The organism is Chitinophaga flava (assembly GCF_003308995.1).
GTDB classification, from domain to species: Bacteria; Bacteroidota; Bacteroidia; order Chitinophagales; family Chitinophagaceae; genus Chitinophaga; species Chitinophaga flava.
In genome coordinates this window covers 567,217-589,037 of sequence record NZ_QFFJ01000001.1, presented here as the reverse complement: position 1 = coordinate 589,037, position 21,821 = coordinate 567,217, and the positions used below count along the sequence as shown (strand labels likewise).

Annotated in this window: 16 protein-coding genes; 12 read left to right on the top strand and 4 right to left on the bottom strand. The window is 42.6% G+C overall.

Annotation, left to right across the window (positions count from 1 at the left end; translation table 11 throughout):
• The first annotated feature begins 8 nt into the window (after positions 1-8).
• Positions 9-1,448 carry an alpha-L-fucosidase gene (locus DF182_RS02110; protein ID WP_211327028.1) on the top strand — a complete coding sequence of 480 codons (1,440 nt, stop codon included), beginning with the start codon at positions 9-11 and terminating at the stop codon, positions 1,446-1,448.
• A 109-nt stretch (positions 1,449-1,557) separates the two neighbouring features.
• On the opposite strand, the gene DF182_RS02105 is transcribed toward DF182_RS02110, so the two are convergent.
• A complete protein-coding gene (locus DF182_RS02105; RefSeq protein ID WP_113614031.1) occupies positions 1,558-2,550 on the bottom strand; it encodes a S1C family serine protease in 993 nt (330 codons plus the stop codon).
• 107 nt (positions 2,551-2,657) lie between these two features.
• The gene (locus DF182_RS02100; RefSeq protein WP_113614030.1) at positions 2,658-3,062 is read right to left on the bottom strand and encodes a VOC family protein; all 405 of its coding nucleotides are present in this window, start codon (positions 3,060-3,062) and stop codon (positions 2,658-2,660) included.
• Between the two features lie 236 nt (positions 3,063-3,298).
• Here DF182_RS02100 and DF182_RS02095 point away from each other — a divergent pair, with 236 nt between their 5' ends.
• From DF182_RS02095 to DF182_RS02080, 4 genes are all read left to right on the top strand, one after another.
• Positions 3,299-4,462, top strand: coding sequence for a sialidase family protein (locus tag DF182_RS02095; protein ID WP_113614029.1), 1,164 nt, complete (start codon positions 3,299-3,301; stop codon positions 4,460-4,462).
• 359 nt (positions 4,463-4,821) lie between these two features.
• A complete protein-coding gene (locus tag DF182_RS02090) occupies positions 4,822-8,097 on the top strand; it encodes a hypothetical protein (RefSeq protein WP_113614028.1) in 3,276 nt (1,091 codons plus the stop codon).
• A gap of 38 nt (positions 8,098-8,135) precedes the next feature.
• Positions 8,136-12,536, top strand: coding sequence for a DUF6443 domain-containing protein (locus DF182_RS02085; protein ID WP_113614027.1), 4,401 nt, complete (start codon positions 8,136-8,138; stop codon positions 12,534-12,536).
• Positions 12,537-12,544: 8 nt separating this feature from the next.
• Positions 12,545-13,132 carry a hypothetical protein gene (locus DF182_RS02080; protein ID WP_113614026.1) on the top strand — a complete coding sequence of 196 codons (588 nt, stop codon included), beginning with the start codon at positions 12,545-12,547 and terminating at the stop codon, positions 13,130-13,132.
• A gap of 54 nt (positions 13,133-13,186) precedes the next feature.
• On the opposite strand, the gene DF182_RS02075 is transcribed toward DF182_RS02080, so the two are convergent.
• A complete protein-coding gene (locus DF182_RS02075; protein WP_211327027.1) occupies positions 13,187-13,585 on the bottom strand; it encodes a helix-turn-helix domain-containing protein in 399 nt (132 codons plus the stop codon).
• A gap of 91 nt (positions 13,586-13,676) precedes the next feature.
• On the opposite strand from DF182_RS02075, the gene DF182_RS02070 reads away from it, so the two are divergent.
• From DF182_RS02070 to DF182_RS02035, 7 genes are all read left to right on the top strand, one after another.
• On the top strand, positions 13,677-15,305 hold the full coding sequence (locus DF182_RS02070; RefSeq protein WP_211327026.1) for a hypothetical protein: 1,629 nt from the start codon (positions 13,677-13,679) through the stop codon (positions 15,303-15,305).
• A 51-nt stretch (positions 15,306-15,356) separates the two neighbouring features.
• Positions 15,357-16,325, top strand: a complete 969-nt coding sequence (locus DF182_RS02065; protein WP_113614025.1) for a tyrosine-type recombinase/integrase — start codon at positions 15,357-15,359, stop codon at positions 16,323-16,325.
• Positions 16,315-17,241, top strand: a complete 927-nt coding sequence (locus DF182_RS02060) for a tyrosine-type recombinase/integrase (protein ID WP_113614024.1) — start codon at positions 16,315-16,317, stop codon at positions 17,239-17,241. The genes DF182_RS02065 and DF182_RS02060 overlap by 11 nt, the downstream gene beginning before the upstream one ends.
• A 33-nt stretch (positions 17,242-17,274) precedes the next feature.
• Positions 17,275-17,820 (top strand): ORF6N domain-containing protein, encoded by a 546-nt coding sequence (locus DF182_RS02055; RefSeq protein ID WP_211327025.1) that lies wholly within the window; start codon positions 17,275-17,277, stop codon positions 17,818-17,820.
• A 748-nt stretch (positions 17,821-18,568) separates the two neighbouring features.
• On the top strand, positions 18,569-18,976 hold the full coding sequence (locus tag DF182_RS02045) for a hypothetical protein (RefSeq protein WP_113614022.1): 408 nt from the start codon (positions 18,569-18,571) through the stop codon (positions 18,974-18,976).
• 112 nt (positions 18,977-19,088) lie between these two features.
• On the top strand, positions 19,089-20,096 hold the full coding sequence (locus DF182_RS02040; RefSeq protein ID WP_262511067.1) for an RHS repeat-associated core domain-containing protein: 1,008 nt from the start codon (positions 19,089-19,091) through the stop codon (positions 20,094-20,096).
• A gap of 36 nt (positions 20,097-20,132) precedes the next feature.
• The gene (locus DF182_RS02035) at positions 20,133-20,573 is read left to right on the top strand and encodes a hypothetical protein (RefSeq protein ID WP_147243318.1); all 441 of its coding nucleotides are present in this window, start codon (positions 20,133-20,135) and stop codon (positions 20,571-20,573) included.
• Positions 20,574-21,142: 569 nt separating this feature from the next.
• Here the strand turns inward: DF182_RS02035 and DF182_RS02030 are convergent.
• A complete protein-coding gene (locus DF182_RS02030) occupies positions 21,143-21,787 on the bottom strand; it encodes an NAD(P)-dependent oxidoreductase (protein WP_113614020.1) in 645 nt (214 codons plus the stop codon).
• Positions 21,788-21,821 lie beyond the last annotated feature (34 nt).

The window sequence follows — 21,821 nt, the reverse complement described above, 5'->3', positions numbered from 1 at the left end:
ATGATATCATGAAAAAAATGATCTCACATATACTTGCTATAGCCTGTAGCTGTTTGTGTATACAGCCGGCAGCACATGCACAAACAACGGTGCCCGCAAAGGATACAATAGCGCTGCAACATGGAGCTCACCGTATAGGGGTAAGAACAGATGCTGACATGGCCCGTTGGCGCTCGCTCCGCTTCGGACAGTTTATACACTGGGGTGTGTATGCTATCCCCGGCGGCGAATGGAAGGGCAAAACCTACAATGGTGCGGCCGAATGGATCCGTTCCTGGAAAGAGCTGCCACATGAAGAATATGATAATCTGTATCGTCAGTTCAATCCGGTAAACTTCGATGCGCAGCAATGGGCTTCCCAGGCGAAGGAGATGGGGGCTAAATACATGATCATCACCACCAAACACCATGATGGTTTCTGTTTATGGCCCAGCAAATATTCCAAATACACCATCGCTGCTTCCCCTTATAAAAAGGATTTACTGGGGCCGATGGTGGCTGCTTACAACAAAGCGGGTATCGATGTATATCTCTATTTTTCTATCATTGACTGGAGCCATCCTGATTACCGGGCTTCTTTGAAAACAGCCGCGGATTCTGCCGCCAACAAACGTTTTCAGGTATTTGTAAAGAATCAGTTGGCTGAACTGTTGCAACGTTATCCTACTGTAAAAGGTTTCTGGTTTGATGGTACCTGGGATGATTCCTGGAAAAGAGACGGTGCCTTTACAGATGAACTGGAGCAGTATCTGCAGTCCATACATCCTGGTTTAGTGATGGGGAGCCGTTTACGGGCAGATGAAAAAGGTGCCCGTCATTTTGATTCCAACGGTCGCCTGATGGGGGATTATGAACAGGGCTGGGAGCGCAAGCTGCCGGAGAAAATTGAAGACGTGCATGGTAACGACTGGGAGGCGGTGATGACCGTTCCTGAAAACCAGTGGGGATACAATGCCCAATGGGCCGGGCATATCAAAACGGCGAATGAGTTACTGGAGATGCTGGTGAAAAGTGTATCCCTCAACGGTAACTTTGTGCTCAACTTCGGGCCTAAGGCTGATGGTACTTTCCGTACTGAAGAGCAGCAGCTGATGACACAGATTGGTCAGTGGATGAAGATAAACGGAGAGGCAGTTTACAATGGTACCTATGCCGGTTTTGAAAAACAGGATTGGGGTTATTATATCCGTAAAGCGGGTACTGATAGTGTATACATGGTGGTATTTAATATACCCGTTTCCGGTAGTCTGCGGGTAAAAATGCCTGCACATACATCATTGGTGAGCGTGTCGTTGCAGCAGCAAACCCTGACACCTGAATTGATTGGCAGGAATGAATATTTTATTCATCTTTCCGGCAAACAATCAGATACGCCAGTGGTGATTTTGCTGAAAACTACCAGTGGTGAGAATAAAGAGAAAGGAAATTTCGAGAAAGCAAAGACATAACGGTGATAAATACTGATTAAGGCTGATAAAAACTGATGCGCCTGATGTAGTTTGTTTTGGAATTTATATTACTAACGAACTACATCAGGCGCATCAGTTTTAATCAGTATTAATCACCGTTACCGGGGGTGACGGTGATAGTCACGCTATGCCCGCCTCTGAGTACATCTACCAATACTTTCCGGCCGATTTGTTTTTCGGTAAGCAGCAGGTGCATATCATCTACGGTGGCAACGGGTATGTTGTCGAATGCGATGATGATGTCTCCGATATGGAGCTGGCTGTTATCGTAGTTGCCGTCGGGGATGGTTTCAAAAACGTAGACGCCTGTTTGGATGGTGAGTTTGTTGGCTGCTATCATCCGGTTGGTGAGTTTAACGGGTTGGGCGGCAATGCCGAGTTGTGCCCGTTTTACTTTGCCGTGAAGGATGAGCTGGCCGGCGATCTGGGCGGCGAGGTTGGATGAGATGGCGAAACAGAGTCCCTGTGCGGCTGGTATCATGGCGGTGTTGACGCCAATGATCTGACCGAGGGAGTTAACCAGTGGTCCGCCGCTGTTGCCTGGGTTGAGTGCGGCATCTGTTTGTATCACGTTGTCGATGAGCCTGCCGTTGCTGGCGCGGAGTGTGCGGCCTAACGCACTCACCACACCGGCGGTAACGGTATATTGCAGGCCCATGGGATTACCGATGGCAATAGCGATCTGTCCTACCTGCAATGCTGCGGAGTCGGCGAATGATAAAGCTTTGAGGCCGGTTTCATCAATCTTGAGAACGGCGATATCAGTAGAGGGATCGGTACCTTTTATTTCTGCGTTGACTTTTCTGCCGTCAACAAAAGAAACACGGATGCTTTCCGCCTGTTCTATCACGTGATTATTGGTAATGATAAAGCCGTCGGAAGAAATGATGAAGCCCGATCCGGCGCCTGTCTGCGTTTTTCTTTCGGGATTCCGCTTGTCATTGACTTTGCGTTGTACTTCAATGTGCACAACTGATTCGGCGACCGTGCCTACTACACCGGTAACCGTTTTAGAATATGCGTCCAGTAAACCGGCATCGTTTACAGGATGGCTCGTCAGAAATGTTAGTGCGTTTTCCATACCGGAAATCGCTCAAATATGCATCCAGATTCATTTTGTGCCTTTTTGGCAAACTTTTTTTCTTCTTCCTGACATATTGTTCAAATCTATGTAATTCTTGCAGTGTATCACTGGTTGTTATAATATAATAACCAGTTGAAACCATATTTATCCCTGAGGACGCCAATTTTTCCGCCGAAGAAATCATGTACAGGCTGGAGTTGTTCACCACCGGCTGACAGTTCTTCGAAAGCAGTTGCCAGTTCTTCCGGAGTGTTGCAGGTAAGGCTGATGCTCACGCTGTTGGTCATTCCTGCAGGATTAGCGCCCATGTCGGAAGCCAGTAGTAATAATGGCCCATTGGTAAGACTGGAATGCACTATGTAGTCTTGTTTGTGTGCAGGCCACTGATCGGCCATGGGAGACGCTTTTATTGTTTGCAGAAAAAGTTCTCCTCCGAGGCAGTGCTGGTAGAACTTCATAGCTTCCGCGCATTTGCCATCAAAATTGAGGTATACATTGATCTGTGACATGGTATTCCTTTTCAGCAAAGCTATTGTATTACCACTCCTTGGGGGAGGGGTTAGTACGACAATTTGAGGGTAACAATGCGACTTAATTTTCAGGAGGAGTATGTTTATCCACTTTCAGTGGGATGGAAAAACCATTTGTAAAAGAAGATACGCTTTTAGGAAACTTTTGCCGTTATTGCACTGGCTGCCTATGCCAAAGCCTGTGGCAGCGGGAGAAACCTCCTGATAAAAATTACATGATGAATAAACTGAAACTACTGACAGGTCTGCTATTATGCACCAATCTGTTGTTCGCGCAGATGAAAGCAGTACCGGTGTTTACCTCCGGTACCGAAGGATACAAAAGTTTTCGTATACCGGCGATTATCCGTTTGCCCAACGGGCCGCTGCTGGCCTTCGCGGAAGGACGGGTGAATAACAGCGGCGACTTCGGAGATATCAATATTGTCATGAAACGCAGCAATGACAATGGTGCTACCTGGGGGCCGCTGCAAACAGTAGTGGACAATGATTCCTTGCAGGCCGGCAATCCGGCGCCGGTAGTAGATGTTACGGATATGTCTTATCTGCAGGGACGGATTTTCCTCTTTTATAATACCGGTAACAACCATGAAGGCGAAATCCGCAAAGGAAAAGGGCTGCGGGAAGTATGGTATAAAACATCCGCAGATGGTGGTGTTACCTGGTCGGAGCCCGTAAACATCACCACTCAGGTACATCGCCCACTTCAGCCGCAGATCAATCCGGCCTATAACTTTAAAGAAGACTGGAGAAGTTATGCCAATACACCCGGCCACGCTACGCAGTTCCGTAATGGTCAATACCATGGCAGGATATACGTGGCTGCCAACCATTCCGAAGGAAATCCACAGCCACATTTTAAAGACTATTTTGCACACGGTTATTATACCGATGATCATGGTAAAACGTTTCATCTGGCAGCCACCATGCCCATGCCGGGTGGCAATGAAGCTACCGCTGCGGTTTTAGATAACGGCCGGCTGATGCTGAACGCCCGTAACCAGCAGGGTAATGTAAAAGCCCGTATGGTGGCTACCAGTAAAGATGGTGGCGCTACCTGGGACCAATACGCGTTCGACCCGCAGCTACCAGACCCTGTATGTGAAGGTAGTTTGCTGGAGATCGGGTTTAAGAAAAAGAGGACTGTGCTGGCTTTCTGTAATGCAGCTGATACCCTGCAAAGAAACCACCTTACTTTGCGGATTAGTAACGATGGAGGCCGTTCCTGGCCTAAGTCCTATCTGATCGCCGCCAGCGACAACAATAAAAGAGATTATGCCGCGTATTCTGATATCGTAAGAATTGATAAACAGCGTATAGGCGTGCTGTTTGAACGGAATGACTATCGTGAAATTGTATTCACCGTTGTAAAATGTTGATGTGAATAAAGGAAACAGAATTGCCGCGATAATCTTTGGCAGTACAAAAGGAAAGAATATCGCCTTCGATTGATATCATATCAGCTAACACTAAAGTATAAACGATTCGTTATGGATGGACACTGTATACTGATGCAAACCTGTGTGATAATGGAGAATTCCTGGCATATCCCTTTGAAATATCGGTAAGCAGTTCTCATGAGCTTAATTCACTTTTTGATGAATCCTTTTTTGTGTAAAGGTGGTATTTATGTGTCAGAAATATATTTTCTGAGATACAAATCCTATCTTGCAAAAAGAAATAGCCCGAATCCTATTGCCAAATTTAGCACGTAATAAAGTAAAATATAGCCTATATTATGAAATTTTTCTCTTTATGGATAACCCTTGTTATTTGTTTGTTTATCCAGAGTTATAGTCAGAATGCAGTTCCTCAATTGATCCCTCCTTCGCCTCTGACCCAAGAGGTTGAAAAATATATTAATTACAATGTTTCGATGTATAATGGTTTGCCGGAAATTTCCATCCCACTTTATACTATTGAATTAAAAGGAATGAAAATTCCTATTAGCTTGAGTTATCACGCTTCTGGAATCAAATTCCAGCAGAATAGTGGAGAGGTTGGTTTGGGTTGGGTCTTGAACCCTAGTTTTCGTGTAAGCAGAACGATCTATGGACAGCCAGATGATTGGTATGAGATGCCTGGTTATGTGCTGGATAGTATGAACTATTATGACCTTTTGAATGAAGAGAATAAAGTACGGGCACCTAAACGAGATCAGTACTTATCCCGGTTTGTAGATAAGGATTTTACAGGGATACCAACTCCCGCTAATGGACTGAATCGAATAGATGGAGAGTATGACTATTTTAATTATTCACTTCCAACGGAGAGCGGCGCATTCATTATACCAGATCGGAAAAACAAGATCATAAAACCCATGGAGTTAACAAACACCATGTTTAATTATGAGAGTGGTACGAGCCAGAGCGGGATATTGAATGGATTCAAAAAATTTGATATTACAGATGATCAGGGTAACATATATCTTTTTGGAGAACGAGTAGCAGCAGATACCAACGTATTTGAATCAAGTTCTAAACATAACGGACTATTGGCGAATGCATGGGCGATGACCAAAATGGTTACAGCTTTGGGGGATGAACTGAATTTTAAATATATAGGGGTTGATGTTGGTATGTATACTGGTTCTTCGCTAGCATTATTCGAAGCTCCTTTTTGCGCTGCTGGTCGTGTTTTATCCGGCAGTAGTAGAAGTTATGCTACTTTTAAGCATTATAGATCTTTTTTAATACAGGAAATTAAAAGCAACTATGAAAGTGTAAAAATGACTCACAAAGATGGGATGACCCTATCGAAGCTTGAAATATTCGCAGATGATAATTCCTTAATTAAGGCAGTTGATTTTTATTATTCTTTTAATGGGGTGCATAATTTTCTTGATTCTATAAAAATTGCCGATAGTAAGAGAAGTACAGTTGAAGTATATAAATTTGATTACTATGAGAAACAAGTATATCCAGGTGATATCTATATTGCAGATCAATGGGGGTACTACATCACTTCTGTTAATGGGTTAAACGAATTCCATAAAGAATTTAAGAGTGACGATATAGACGTCGTCGATGAGCCGGGGGCTGATAGGTATCCGACGAAGCAAACTGCGGGCTATTTATCAGGTGATTTTTCGGATAGAACTACTTATAATGGTACACGTGATATTTTTTCTTTAAAATCAATTACATATCCTACAGGAGGACGTGTATCATATCGGTATGAATCCAATTTATATCAGGATGGTTTTCGCCAACGTAAAGCTGGAGGGGGGCTTAGAATACAGAGAATCGAAAGTGAGGATCTGATAAATAATTCAACACTCGTCCGAGACTATGTTTATGGAGAAGGTGAAAGTGGTTATGGACAAGCTATATTGGATTTGGATAAAAACTACTTTGTAAATGAAGAGGTGGATTTTATGCAGGATCCGATTTGGCTGCAGCCTGATTATCCCCGTAGAGTTCTTAATTATTCTAAATCAATAGTGGGAGATGTAAGTGCAACTGCTAACCTGTCCAGTTTTGTTGTATATCCTGAAGTGGCGGAATACGAATACTACAGTCTTGGAAAAAATGGTAAAACTGTCTATAAATATGAGCTTGACACATTTTACAGAGCTGGTTCTTTCGATTTTCCTGTATTAAAGGTGGATGAGTGTCTAAAACGAATGCAATATGGAACTGATTATCCAAAGTATACAAACTATTATAAATTTTGGAATAAGCCATTGTTGTCCGAAAAGAGTAGTTATGTGTGGTATAAAGACCAATATGGTCAGGATCAGTATAGAAGAATAAAAGTTGACTCGTTTAGTTATAGGTCGATTTTTTCTAATATTTATAAAGGTCTTAAAGTTATACCGTTTGCAAATAATGGCACTTATCACCCGCTTAAAAATGATTTACACTATTATTATCTACTCTCTTTTTTCAAAAAAGGTGAATATATTATTACAACAGGCAAACGTTATTTGACACAAAAAAAGGAGACTGAATTTGATGAAAATAACCGGTCTTTGAGCAAACTTACTACATATGAATACAATGATAATTATCGAGTAAAATCAGTCAAAACAGACAACGGGTTGGACATTGACCTCGAAGAATACACTTATCCAACCGACTTGTCAGGACTTAATCCGAATAATGAAATAAATAGACCGCTGTTGCTTTTAAAAAGCAAAAACATATTAACTCCTGTAGTTGAACAGCGAAAATATAGGCTGGACAAAAGTGGCAGTAACAAACGCCTACTATCAGCTGTGTATACGACATATAAGCCGTTTCAGCCTGTACCGGATAAAATATTGAGAACAGAAGAGGCAGGAAGAATAACTGATTTTGTGCCTTTAGGAGCAACGAATAACATTTTGACAGCGGATAGTCGGTATAAACCTGTGATTTTGTTTGAATCATATGATGAAAAAGGCAATGTGAAAGAAGTCAGAAAGGAAAATGATTACCCTGTTAGTTATATATGGGATTATAAGAGTAAATATCCTATTGCCAGAGTTTATAATGCGAAGTCGGTGGATGTTGCATTTACTTCCTTTGAAGCTGATGGAGGTGGAGGTTGGGGCTTTCCGGGCAGCGGACAGACAGAGGCATCATCCCCTACTGGTAAGAAGTGCTATGAACTGGGAGCTGGCGCTGGAATGCTGATGTATATGACCAAGGTAGGATTAACACCTTCCACTTCATACATAGTTTCTTATTGGAGTCGGAATGGAAAGTATACTGTAAGCGGGGAAGTTTCACACAAGGAGGGACGAACGCTAAATGGTTGGACTTATCATGAGCATAAAATTCAAAATGTAAACCAGACTGATATAGGTGGCAACGGATTGATTGATGAAGTCCGTTTGTATCCGGAGGGTGCGCAGATGACAACTTTTACCTATCAGCCATTAGTTGGCATGACTTCGGAATGTGATCTTTCCAGTAAAATTACAATTTATGAATATGATACTTATGGTAGACTAAAGATAATCAGGGATATGGACGGAAAAATATTGAAGCAGAATGATTATCAATATCAGAAACCTGTGAATCAATAATTTTTTCCTGTTGATTTTTTATCCAACAAAGAGGACCTATGAGAAAAAAAAATAAATGCTGCTTTAAAAGCTTTTATCCGGCTTTGCTGATAGGCTTATTGTTAACCCCGTGGAAAGAAGCAGAGGCACAACAACCGGGAGGTTCCGGCCTTCCAACTGCATCCCCGAGAGTTTTACCTTATGCTTATACAAATCCGACCATAAATTATATTCGTACCTGGGAGCCTGCTATGCCGACGACAGATTCAGCAGTGGTAGCTGCCAGTAGTCGCACAGTAGCGGAAGTAAAACAAACTACCCGGTATTTTGATGGACTAGGACGACCGTTACAAACTGTTGCAAAAGGAATGAGCGCTTCCGGTAATGATATTGTGGTACCTGTAATATATGATCCTTTTGGTCGTGAGCAGTACCAATACCTTCCGTACATGCATCCAGCCAGTGACGGTAAGTTTAAATTATCCCCTTTCAGCCAACAGCAACAGTTTTATCAGAATGAAGCTTATAATCCCGGCGCTAAAAATGAAACGATATTCTACGGTCAGACTGAATTCGAAGCTTCTCCTCTGAACAGGATATTGAAAACATATAGTCCTGGTAACAGCTGGGCTTTTACAGGAGGTAACCATCCGGTGACTCACCAGTACCTGATCAATACTCTCAGTGATTCGGTACGTATTTGGAGTATTCCGGCCCTTGGCGGTATTCCAGTTAGCAATAGAATTTTTGATGAGGGACAGTTATTGAAGGATGTTGCCACGGATGAAAATGATAATCAAGTGGTAGAATACAAGAATAAGTCTGGCCTTTTGGTATTAAAGAAAGTACGCGTATCATCAGCTTCGAATACAGCGCATATGGGTTGGCTGTGTACTTACTATATTTATGATGACTTTAATAATCTCCGTTTTGTTATCCCTCCATTGGGGGTAGAAAAAATAACATCGACCTGGAACGTAATCCCGGTTGCAAATGGGCTTTGTTTTCAATATACTTATGATGGCCGGAACAGGATGGTGACAAAAAAAATGCCTGGTGCGGGATTGGTGGAGATGGTATATGATCTGCGGGACCGGCAGGTGTTTACACGAGATAGTAGCCAGCGAGCGCAACATCTATGGCATGTTACTTTTTATGATCAGTTGAACCGGCCAGTGGAGACAGCCTTGTACAATAGCAATGCTTCCCGTGAAATATTGCAGCTACAGATGAACGGAGTTGTTAACAATAGTGGAACCAGCAGTTATACTTTCCCCGGTACTGCAGATTTGGTCACAGCTAAGCACGATCGAAGTATTTATGAAGCAACCAAGTCTGTATCACTGGAATCTGGTTTCGATACTGGTTCTGATACTGGAGTAGATATCAGAATCAATCCTTCATTAAACGGTGGTTCAGCGAATATTACTGTCAGCAATGCATTACCAGATATTTTTAATAGTAATACACTGACACCACTGACTTTTACTTTCTACGACGATTACAGCTTCTCCGGAAAACAAGATTATCTCAGCTCAGACTTTGGGAAACTGGATGATGGGGGTAATCCTTATGCTGAGCCGGTGACTGTCGGAAATCAAACGGGAGGGATGGTAACAGGAACCCGCACACGTATATTAGGTACGGATACCTGGTTGACCTCTACTATCTATTATAACAACAAAGGAAGAGTAAGTCAGGTAGTAACAGATAACATAGCTGGTGGTATCGATGTTCTTACGACTCAATATAATTTCAATGGGAAGGTATTAAGTACCTATCACCGGCATAAAAATAATCGTAGTGGCCTCACTCCACAGACAACTATACTGACGTCGATGATTTATGATGCGCAAGGCAGGCTGAGGATGATCAATAAACAGTTAAATGATAACCCGGCACTAAAGCGTACAGTTGTTAATAATACATATAACGAAATGGGGCGACTTGCAGCAAAGGAATTGGGTATTAAGGGGACTGCATCCCCACTGGAAAAACAAACATATGAGTACAATCTGCGTGGCTGGCTGCGAAATATTAGCAAGGAATATCTGAAAGGTGGATCAGGTGGTTCTCACTTTGGTCAGGAATTAAACTATGACAATGGTTTTACCAGCGCGGCCTTTAATGGTAATGTCGCTGGGATACGTTGGAAGGGGTGGAATGATACAACTCAGCGTGCATATGGGTTTATCTATGATTCAACCAATCGTTTAACTGGGGCTGCTTTCTCCCAGAATGCGGGCGGCAATTGGCTAAACAACCAGGTAGATTTTACAGTAAGTAATATTTCATACGATGCTAATGGTAATTTGTTGAGTATGAACCAACGTGGACTTCTCAATAATTCCCCTGATGATGTGGATCGGTTGGTTTATCGATATTACGATAATAGTAATCAACTGAAATCAGTGTACGATGGTGTAAAAGTCAATACTGGTTTGGGCGATTTTACTAATGGACCTGTTGATGGTGATGATTATAGCTATGATGGTGTTGGTAACCTTACTCGGGATGAAAACAAACAAATTACCACCATTAGTTACAACCATCTTAATCTTCCTGAATTAGTTACAACTAGCAAAGGGAATATTCGTTTTGAGTACAGTGCAGGTGGTAACAAAGTAAGGAAGATCGTAACAGATAATTCTGTTACTCCTTCCAGAATAACTACTTTTGATTATCTTGGAGACTTTCTGTATCTGAACGATACACTACAGTCGGTGGCGCATGAAGAGGGTAGGATAAGGCCCGTTTACCAATCTGGGCAAACACCTGAGTTTGTATATGATTATTTTGTGAAAGATCATCTTGGGAGTACCAGACTGGTGCTTACTGAACAAACAAGTCATACACTGTATGCCGCTACTATGGAGACCTCCAGGTCGGCTAGTGAAAACATCCTGTTCAGTAATATCGATAATACTCGGAGTAACAAACCAGTTGGTTATCCAGCTGACGGAAGTGCTGGCAAGAATGAATCAGTATCCAGGTTGACAGCTACAAGCTCCGGTAAAAAGATAGGCCCTTCCATTGTTTTAAGGGTGATGGCTGGTGATACTGTTCAGCTCAGTACCAAAGCATTCTATAAATCCACCGGCCCGGTAAATCAAAATAATCCCGTAGCACCGGTTGAAAATATGGTTGCTGATCTTATCGCGGCTTTTGGAGGAACGGTACCAGCAGAGGCTAATCATGGGAATTCTTCGCCTATCGCTCGTACACCTTTCAATACGAACTTCTATAATGGTGACTATCATCGTTTAAAGGAAAAGGAACCAGGTCCGCAACCTGGTAAACCAAAGGCTTACCTCAACTATGTATTGTTTGATGACCGTTTCAAAATGGTGGAGGATAATAGTGGTGTGAAGCAGGTAAAGGCAGAGCCAGACCAGCTGCAGACTCTTTCCCAGGATAGGATGGTGATAAAAAAGAGTGGATTTTTGTATGTTTATACCAGCAATGAAAGTACACAGGAAGTGTTCTTTGATAATTTGATGGTGGCACATAATGGCGGACCAGTAGTGGAGGAAACGCATTATTATCCGTTTGGGCTCACCATGAGTGGGATATCTTCGAATGCGCTCAAAGGGTCGAATTACTCGGAAAATAGGTTAAAGTATAATGGGAAGGAGTTGCAGAACAGAGAGTTCGCGGATGGTAGTGGGTTGGAGCTTTACGATTATGGAGCGAGGATGTATGACGCGCAGATAGGAAGATGGGGAACGATTGATCCCAAAGCTGATAAACGAGAGTGGTTGTCTCCATATAATTTTGTTCAAAATAATCCTCTTTTAAAAACTGATCCCGATGGTGAGTTGGATGGGGACTATTATGACACGCAACATAATTATTTAGGAAATGATGGAATAGATGATAATCGAGTGTATGTTGTTAATAATAAGCCTACTACTAGTGTAGATCAATCTGTATCCGGAGCGCCTGCACAGACAACTATAACCTATGTAGGTCAAACGGCAGATGTTTTTAAAACCGGAGATAAGGGTACGGATCAAAAAATAGCAAGTCTTCACCCTGCAATTAGATGGAAGGCAACTGATTTTATGAAAGACGCAAATGCTGTTTCTGACGTGAAAATTATAATGGCTCAAGGGCTGAGAACTTTTGAAGAACAGGATGGCTTGTATGCTAAAGGCAGGACAGAGCCAGGAGGAAAGGTTACAAACGCTAAAGGTGGAGAGAGTAATCATAATTATGGATTGGCATTTGATATTGCAGGAGTAGTGGGAGAAGGAAAAGATCAGAAATTAACGTACGACCTTAACTGGTCTCAATTGAAAGATGTAGGCAGTAAAAATGGTCTGGATTGGGGTGGAGATTGGAAAACGTTTAAAGATAAACCCCATTTTGAAAATATGTTTGGTAATACCTTAAAGGAGTTACGAAAGCAGTATAATGCAGGTAATAGAAGTGGTCCTTATATCAATTTAAGTAATTAATAAAAGCGATGTTAAGATTAATAACAATAATTGCAATTTTGGCAATGGGTTGTGGCAATCCATCTGCCAGCAATGGACTTAAACAGGAGACAGCAAATAGAGATACATTATTGTCTGATACTTTTAAGAAGAAAGAAGTTATTGCCAATAACATATCTTCTGAAGTAGATACTGCGTATAGCAATACCATTCTTTCTTATAAAGACAGCATTGATAATCAAAGGAAGACATTAAGGAAAGTCAATAAAAGTCTTGAAGGGTCTTCTGAGGGAGGAGAAGCTATACTTTATCTATCAGGAAAGGATACATTGCAAATGAATATTACGTTTTATGGCGAAACAGGAAAAAGTGTATATGTACTTTACCTTCGAAATGGGCATCCGGTTTTTTATATTGGGACTACAACCTTTTATAGTGAACCAATTAATATATCTAAAGATGTAAAAACAGATAGTACTACCGTCGATAAAATAATTCTTCGTAATAATGCTATTGTTAGCTGGCTTCAAAATGGGGGCAAGGTTAAAGATAAATATGAAGAGAAGGATCAGGAGATAAGAGATCTTTATAGCGAAATCCAAACTCTTATAAAGTAAATAATAGTCTTAGAAACAGAAAATCCGCAGGCATTGTCTGCGGATTTTCTGTTTCTAAGAGTTATGTGCCTTCTTAACTTTAAAATCCCTAAGCGCCATATCAATGAGATTAAGGATAAATTTTTTATTTTCTTCCGGTAGCATGGAAATATCTTCCAGGCGTTTAAGCGCCTGTTTATCCAGTTCCATTTTGGTTTTACCAATCAGGTAATCAATAGACACTTCCAGGGCATCCGATATTTTAGATACAACATCGATAGACGGAGTTATATCACCGCGTTCATACCTGCCGATCACATCACCAGAAGTGCCGATCATGCGCCCCAAATCCGCTTGTGACAACCCTTTCTTCTTGCGTGTAAGCATCATATTCTCCCCTAAAACCATAATGATAAGTATTAAAACTGCTTGAAAAAGTATGATTTTTTCAAAAATAAGTGAATGATGAATCATAAACAACACTGATATTGTTTGTTTATTTAAGATGGATGTTTTGGATTTGTGAATGATAAGTCAGAAAATAAATCTTTAAAGTTTTTTTCTCATGACTATAACCAAGCCACAAATCAATACCAGTAACCCGGAGGCAATCAGTTACCAAACAGAGGAACTGGGGTTTACTATCCTGGGTGGTATCCGGTTGGATGGTTTAGACCGGATGCGGGTCACGTTGAAGGTGGAAGTATTAAACCGTAAGTTCAACCACTATCTTGATCATCCTGATATTGCAAATCTTGCCATCCGCCAGAATCTTGATCTTTATAATCATCATCAGGTGGAAAAGCTATCCAGGTTGATAGCCGACCGGCTGGAAGTCGGTAGCAGCCCAGTAGTACAGGCGCTGGGAGAAATCACAGATCAGTTGGAAGGTTACCGTTTACAACAAATAGAAGCCCGGAAGCAGGAACAGGTAAAGTCACTGAAAGTGCTTACGGAAGCCGAACAGCAGCAGGCTATGGCGTTTTTACAACAGCCAGGCTTACTGGAACGTACCAACGAAATGATCGGCAGCAGTGGTATGGTAGGTGAAGAACTGAACCGGTTAATTATGTACCTGATCTTTACCAGCCGCAAAACTATCCGCCCGCTGCATGTGATCAGCTTCGGCAGCAGTGGCACCGGTAAAAGCCACCTACAGGAAAAGATCGGAGGCCTGATGCCTGATGAAGATAAGATCGAGATCACCGCTTTAACAGAGAACGCTTTTTATTATTTTGATAAAGGAGAGCTGGGTCATAAACTGATATTGATAGAAGATCTGGACGGTATCTGGTCAGCCCTGTATCCCTTGCGGGAGCTGCAAAGTAAACAGCGTATCAGTAAAACCGTTACCATCAAGGACCGTAACGGCAATACTAGAACTATCCACCTGAAAGTACATGGCCCTGTTAGTATTGCTGGTTGTACCACTCATGAGAGCCTGTATGAAGATAATGCTAACCGCTGCTTCCTGTTATACCTGGATGAAAGCATCGAACAGGATGAAAGGATCATGGACTATCAGCGGAAACTAAGTGCAGGTAAGGTAAATAGCGCTGCCGAACAACAGGCCCGCCAGTTGTTACAGAATGTGCAACGTATATTAAAGCCTGTTACTGTCCGTAATCCTTATGCAGAGCTGTTAAAGATACCGAAAGAGGTTTTTAAACAGCGCCGAACCAATGCGCATTACCTGGCCTTTATAGAAGTGATTACCTTTTATAAGCAGTACCAGCGGGATATACAGACAGATGAAGCTACGGGCGAACGCTATATTACCACTAGCATAGATGATATAAGAGAGGCTAATGAGCTGATGAAAGGCATATTGCTGCGTAAAAGTGATGAGTTGAGCGGTGCTACCCGTCATTATTTTGAACAGCTTAAAGTCTGCCTGGAAGCCAATGGTGAAAAGACTTTTACCAATAGCGGCATCCGTACTATGATGCGTATCCCACTAAGTACGGTAAAGCGACACCATGCAGCCCTGCTGCAAGTGGGGTATATACGGCAGGTGGAAAGCCGCTACACAAAGGCATATCATTATGAAGTATTGAGCTATGAAGAATACCAGCAATTACAGCAACATATCATTACCGTACTGGATGAGGTAACGGAAGGGCTCAATGGTTCAGCACCAGCCCATCAGATAAGTGAGCCGGATAAACGCAAGAAAAAGAAGCAGTTAGCCTAACGGCTCACGTTATACGGAGTATACATACCGCACACAAAAACTTATTGTATCATGAAACAGCTTGACTTAAAAAGTGAAGCCTACCGTTATATTGTCCAAAGTTACGGGCAGTGGTTAGGAACGCTGGGCTATAATGAACAAACCGTTTATCAGTTACCTAATCATATACAGGAGCTGCTTTACTATGCGGAGAGTAAAGGCTATGCAGGTTTACATCAGCTGGATATACACCTGTTCAAAGATCATTATTATAAACTGAAAGGCCGATCTAATCAGCGCCGTGGTGGAGGGTTGAGTAATAGCTATCTGAACAAACATTTACAGGCATTACAGAAGTTCAGCGACTATCTACGTCAGAGCGGCAGGCTGCTGCTTCCCAGGCTCGATATACGTACTGAAAGTAGTGAAGGTGTTATCACCGATGTATTAACACAGGAAGAAATCAGGCTGCTTTTTGAAACTACTTACCAGCCCTATGAATCCCGTAAACATGATAAAGGCGCCCAGTTTTATGAAACGATGCAGAAGCGTGACCGGGCAATGCTGGCAGTGTTCTATGGCTGCGGGTTAAGAAGGAACGAGGGTTATCATCTTGATACCGGTGATATCCACTTCCATAGCTCCCTGCTGCATGTTCGTAAGGGAAAAGGCTACCGTGAACGTTTTGTTCCGGTTACAAAGCAGGGTATTAAATACCTGGAACAATACCTGTATGATGCCCGTCCTTACTTTATTACAGGGAAACAGGATGCGCTTTTTGTTACTTATAGCGGCAGGCGGCTAGGTGGCCAGGCATTGTTGGTGCGGCTGAAATTACTGATCGCTTTATCTGGTAACCTGGAGTTACAGTTAAAAGATGTACACCTGCATACGCTGCGGCACAGCATTGCTACGCACTTGCTGCAAAATGGTATGACACTGGAACGTATCAAAGACTTTTTAGGTCATACCAGCCTTGAAAGCACACAGATATACACCCACTTCTTAGAACAGCAAAATCCCCATATACATGCTACCTGATTATAGTAAGTTCCGGGAATACCTGGTTATAAAGCGTTACAGTACTGCTACCATTGAAACGGTTATCCGGGCAGTTAATTACCTACGCCAGTGGGCAGATAAGGAGAATATACCGGAGCTGGAAAATATAAGCTACAGTGATATGCTGGACTTTATGAAGTGGAGCAGTAGAGGTGGCGCATCACAGAGAACTGTATCCGGGTATCTAACGCATGTACGTAAATATTATGAGTGGCTGATCAGTGAAGGCATGATCAAAGAAAATCCTGTCAGTAGTATTAAGGTACAGGGTATTAAGCGCCGTGCTTATTATGATATTTTAAGTATTCCACAGTTGGAAGAACTTTATCAGCATTACACTACAAATATCAGGCATGAACCCGGAAAGATGCTTCCACCGCAGGAAATGAATATTTTATCCAGAAGGCGCAACCGGGTTATATTAAGCCTGCTGGTGTATCAGGGCTTGCGTGTGGAGGAAGTGGCGGCGCTAAAAATATCTGATCTACAGTTGCGGGAAGGCAAGATCATGATACATGCCAAACGAAGAACTGCGGCCAGGAATATGACCTTAGAGAGCTTCCAGGTGTATGAGATAATGGACTACCTGCATGAAGTGAGAAAACAGCTTTTACCGGAAGGAGTAATCACGGATCAGCTTTTTGTACAGTGGGACGGCGGTCATAATTTTTATGGTGTTACTCAAACGCTGTTAAAGCAGCTACGGCAGATCAACGGTAGGATAAAGAACCTTGATCAGATAAGGACCAGTGTTATCACACAGTGGCTGAAACAGCATGATCTTAGAAAGGTGCAGCATCTGGCAGGGCATAAATATGTAAGTTCTACGGAGGCATATAAACAGAATGTGCTGGAAGGGTTACAGGAAGCTGTAAACAGGTTCCATCCGTTGTAAATAAATCTATTTTAAACATAAAAGTTACTAGTAATGAGTAAAACAGACAAGGAGGTAATGTTACCGGACGAATCTATTATGAGCAAAATACTGCTTATCAGAGGCAAAAGGGTGATGGTTGATAAAGATCTTGCGGAGCTGTATAGTGTTCCTACAAAGCGGCTGAATGAGCAGGTAAAACGTAATCTTAAACGCTTCCCGGAGGACTTTATGTTCCAGTTGACCACAGAGGAAAAGGAGGAGGTGGTCGCAAAATGCGACCACCTTAAAAGCCTGAAGTTCTCCGCAAACCTGCCGTATGTCTTTACCGAGCATGGCGCTGTAATGCTGGCCAGTGTGTTGAACAGCGACAGAGCCATCGCCGTAAATATCCAAATCGTTCGCATCTTTACCCGGATGCGGGAAATGATACTAACGCATAAGGATATATTATTAAAACTTGAACAGATGGAAAAGCGTGTATCCGGTCATGATGAGCAGATAGAGCTTGTTTTTGAATATCTGAAACAGTTGTTAAGCTCTCCACAGGAACCACGGGTAAGGATAGGGTTTACACGGCATGATGAGGCTGTAGAATAGGCGGCAGTGGAGGTTCTGGCGGGATAATATAATTATACGCATGAATATAAAGCCCTGGTAGGTAAAAAGGTCTCACTGCGGGCTTAGTCGGCAAAAAGGCGCGCCAGTCCTACGCTTGCCCCTTCCGCTGCGCTCCAGGGGCTGCGCTCCGTCCTGTCACGCTTTTTGCGCTCCCTCGCCCTCCGTTCGGCCAGCTCCCGGTCTGGCTAAGGAGGTGTTTAAATCGAGGTTGCCTTTATGCCCGCCATCCCTTCGCTGTCCATTTTGTCCGCCCCCCGCCGTCCCCCCTGGCCTTCCATTTTTGATTTTGCCGTCCGCTGGCGCTCCCGGCGAGATAAAGGACGAAGGCGCGGCCTGCTGGGGCTCGCCCTCGCTGGGCCCTTCCGCTGCGCTCCAGGGCCTGCGCTCTGGCTACCGCCCCAGCGGCCAGGGGGGAATGGCGGTGCGGGGCGGCAGACCGTCTGTTGGGGCTACAGGATATAGCCATCAGCGTTATACCGCCGTCCAGAGACCGGAGAATAAGCTGCGCGAACACCAGCGCCAGTACCTTGATCAACTGTTGTGCTATCTTGCTGCGTCCGTGAGAACAGATGATGTGGGGGACGACAGAACATAGGCTGGACGATAGTTCTCTGATCAACCTGAGAATATAAGATCAGCGGCAGTAACACATCATCTATTCTCCCGGACGTTCGTTTTATCCCTTGTAGGAGATTGTTTTTTATTCTTCATTTTTAAAATATAGTTTATGGAAAACAAAACACAGCTACAGCGTGGCGAGGAAAGCTACGCCCTGCAAGTACCGGAACAGGTACGTTTATTATGCGAACTGCTGGACGTTGATCTGTCAAGGGTCTTGCAGGTTTTTATCAATGATCTGGGCCATGATCTGTATGGCGGCAACGGAAGCAACGAGCGATGGATGGCGATTGATTATTTTATGAACTGCGGTTATGGACTGCATCTTTTTGAAAACGAAGAACTGCACCAGATGTTCTATGAACTGGAGCAGTTGCGTAACCGTTGGTGCAACGGCAGCCAGGAGGCTGAAAAGAAGTATGCTGCTTACCGCGACAAGTTCCTGTCGTGCTGGTTCAATACCTGGCTTAAAAAACGAAGCCCGGGTACAATGACCCAGGCTCTTGAGATGCTTTAAATAGTGGCTCTAAATAAAGCAGTGGCAAAATAAATAAAATCCGGGCATCACTGTCCGGATTTTATTTATTTTAGGGGCAGATCTTTGAAAAAAATGTGTCGCCAACGGGGAAGTGATCAGGAAAAGTGCATCTGGTCCGTTGCTGGAGGAGACACATTATTATCCGTTTGGGCTCACCATGAGTGGGATATCTTCAAATGCGCTGAAGGGTACAAAATATCCGGAGAATAGATTGAAGTATAATGGAAAAGAGTTACAGAATAAAGAGTTTGGGGATGGAAGCGGGTTGGAGTGGTATGATTATGGGGCGAGGATGTATGACGTACAATTGGGAAGATGGCATGTGCCAGATCCACTTGCTCATGAGTATTATTCATTTTCACCATTTAACTATGTTTTGAACAACCCTTTAAACATGGTTGACCTTGATGGAAGGAAAGGTACATCTACCCATACAGATTCAACTGGAAAAGTACTTGCTGTGTATAATGATGGAGATTTAGGAGTTTATAAACACGATGATGTACGAACCGGAAGCGACATAGATGCCAAAAGGGAAAGGACGAATAGCACTTCAGGTGGAGGAAAGAAAATGGGAGAAACAGAATATTGGGATGAATTTGTTGAACCGAATACCAACGAAATAAAAGGTAAGATTTTGTTCGATGAGTCTTGGGCTCCTATAATCGTTTCCTATCATCAAGACGCACTACAATATGATTTATATACAATCGCTCAGATGTCAAAGCCTCGTAAAGATTATGATATTAAAGTAAAAGAGCATGTAGCGCCATATGGTCCGATGACAGGTAGAAAACTGCTGGGCTATTATGCAACAGCTCGATCTGCTGGTAATTTTTTAGCTGGTTTTAACGGAAGAACAGGAACTTTGTATGGAGCACATATAAGTTATGAAACCTATATGAAATTGGCTGGTGCATTGAATGTGAAGCAATATAATATGAGGAATGCATCAAAAATTTTAATTTTCGGAACAGAATTTGGCCCTGCTCCCTGGTATGGAGAAGATGAATATTCTGGAAGAAGAATTAAACAAGGATGGTGGGGTGGAGTAAATGTATATAGACAAAACCCTGATGAAATATTAAAGGTGCGTTAAGTTGCGTTGGTTTTGGTAATTCTTAAAAATGGACCTATGTGGAAAATAAAAAGAAGTTTATGCTTTGTTACAGTATGTATGATTGTAACAGTATTTTGTTTTAGCTGCAATGATGATAACATTCTAACTACAGTAACAAATCTACCTTCAAAACCAGGATATCCGCCAATTTTCATGAAACAAATGACATGGGGGCTAACAGGGGACAAACAGGTAAGTGTCATTTCAAATAGTGATAGTGCGAATTTCATACCCCAGAGGTCACGTGAGTATGTCTATGAGGGGCTTTCTGATATATATTACAAGCTGCAGCATGATACATTGTTCATTTATACACCAACAATTGCCCCTGTGCCTCAATATTTCCGAACGCCTTACAAAGTAATTCAGATAAAGCTAAGCAATCCAGAAGCGATAGATTTATTTGTAAATCATGAATATAAAAAAAAGGGACTTACTAAAATTGGACCAGAGTAAATATCTAGGTGCCTCAAAAGTAATTTTGAGGCACTTTTTTTCCTTTAAAGGAAGATAGATGTCCAGATAATTAGGTGAAAAAAGATTTTTAATGATTGTTTAGTTGGGTAATTGGTGTAAGTTATGAGGTGAAAATTTAAAATATTATTTAAGGCACATACCATCAGGCAATGTTGTTCCCGCCTAAATTAAATAAGATGGTATCCGGGACTATTCGGTTCTTGTAGTAGACCGGATAATAGATAGTTGAGATATTAGTTTGATACTGGTTCGCTATAAACGGGAGGCGTTTTTGGTCTCCCCGGAACGTTTTTGAAAGTATTGATGTATGCGTATATGGAGTTTACAACAGCCGGAGATATAAGGTGTAGCTAAACGTGATTTTTTGGGGAGCTAGCTTTACTGCTGGCAAGAAAAACTGACTAACCAGGGGGAGCTTCAAAAGATCAATCTCATAGTGGTTATAAGAAAAATTATACTACTCGGTAATGATCTCGAAATAAGCTCATACATACTGAAAATAAAAAGGGGATGTCTCTAAAATAAATGAGACATCCCCTTTTTAGTGTTTATGCTTTCTCCGAGGCATCCACAGAAGCCACAAAAGGAGCTTTCCCCACATACGTATTATCTCCCAGCTGACTAACCAGAAAAACCGCCAGATCGGATGCACTGATCCGCGGCGCCGGGCAATCATGCAGATTAGCCAGATAGGCGCCCGTGCCGGTTGTCTGCTCCAGCAGTGGTATCCTCGCCAGCGTCCAGTCGAGTGTGCTTTGTGTTAGTTGTTCATATTCCCGTTGTTTGTCTGCGATGATATCGGGGTAGCTGTTACGCATATACGTAGAAGCCTGACGGTACCATTCGCTTTTATCATCTCCCGGAACATCTATACTTAAACCGGTAATCACAATATAACGTTGAAGGCCATACGTTTGCATGGTATTGATAATACCCTGGGTGGCGCTGCTGAAAATCGGAGGGAGTCTGCTTCCCAGTGTGCTGATGACAGCGTCGCAGCCTGGTATCAACTGCGATAGTGCTATCGGGTCCAGTACATCGCCCTTGATAAGTTGTATGGCCGGATGACGGAGATGGTATTTGTTCGGGTTTCTGAGTAGTAGTCTGAGATGATATCCCTGAAGGAGTAGTTGTTTGACCAGGTATTGACCTGCTTTTCCGGTGCCGCCGATGACGGCTATGGTTGTCTTCATATGTTGCTGGTATAAAATAATTAACAATAACCTG

What these genes read in the sequence shown, in the direction of transcription:
- DF182_RS02110 (WP_211327028.1), top strand. Translation starts at nt 9, where the DNA reads ATGAAAAAAATGATCTCACATATACTTGCTATAGCCTGTAGCTGTTTG.
- DF182_RS02105 (WP_113614031.1), bottom strand. Translation starts at nt 2,550, where the DNA reads ATGGAAAACGCACTAACATTTCTGACGAGCCATCCTGTAAACGATGCC.
- DF182_RS02100 (WP_113614030.1), bottom strand. Translation starts at nt 3,062, where the DNA reads ATGTCACAGATCAATGTATACCTCAATTTTGATGGCAAATGCGCGGAA.
- DF182_RS02095 (WP_113614029.1), top strand. Translation starts at nt 3,299, where the DNA reads ATGATGAATAAACTGAAACTACTGACAGGTCTGCTATTATGCACCAAT.
- DF182_RS02090 (WP_113614028.1), top strand. Translation starts at nt 4,822, where the DNA reads ATGAAATTTTTCTCTTTATGGATAACCCTTGTTATTTGTTTGTTTATC.
- DF182_RS02085 (WP_113614027.1), top strand. Translation starts at nt 8,136, where the DNA reads ATGAGAAAAAAAAATAAATGCTGCTTTAAAAGCTTTTATCCGGCTTTG.
- DF182_RS02080 (WP_113614026.1), top strand. Translation starts at nt 12,545, where the DNA reads ATGTTAAGATTAATAACAATAATTGCAATTTTGGCAATGGGTTGTGGC.
- DF182_RS02075 (WP_211327027.1), bottom strand. Translation starts at nt 13,585, where the DNA reads ATGATTCATCATTCACTTATTTTTGAAAAAATCATACTTTTTCAAGCA.
- DF182_RS02070 (WP_211327026.1), top strand. Translation starts at nt 13,677, where the DNA reads ATGACTATAACCAAGCCACAAATCAATACCAGTAACCCGGAGGCAATC.
- DF182_RS02065 (WP_113614025.1), top strand. Translation starts at nt 15,357, where the DNA reads ATGAAACAGCTTGACTTAAAAAGTGAAGCCTACCGTTATATTGTCCAA.
- DF182_RS02060 (WP_113614024.1), top strand. Translation starts at nt 16,315, where the DNA reads ATGCTACCTGATTATAGTAAGTTCCGGGAATACCTGGTTATAAAGCGT.
- DF182_RS02055 (WP_211327025.1), top strand. Translation starts at nt 17,275, where the DNA reads ATGAGTAAAACAGACAAGGAGGTAATGTTACCGGACGAATCTATTATG.
- DF182_RS02045 (WP_113614022.1), top strand. Translation starts at nt 18,569, where the DNA reads ATGGAAAACAAAACACAGCTACAGCGTGGCGAGGAAAGCTACGCCCTG.
- DF182_RS02035 (WP_147243318.1), top strand. Translation starts at nt 20,133, where the DNA reads ATGTGGAAAATAAAAAGAAGTTTATGCTTTGTTACAGTATGTATGATT.
- DF182_RS02030 (WP_113614020.1), bottom strand. Translation starts at nt 21,787, where the DNA reads ATGAAGACAACCATAGCCGTCATCGGCGGCACCGGAAAAGCAGGTCAA.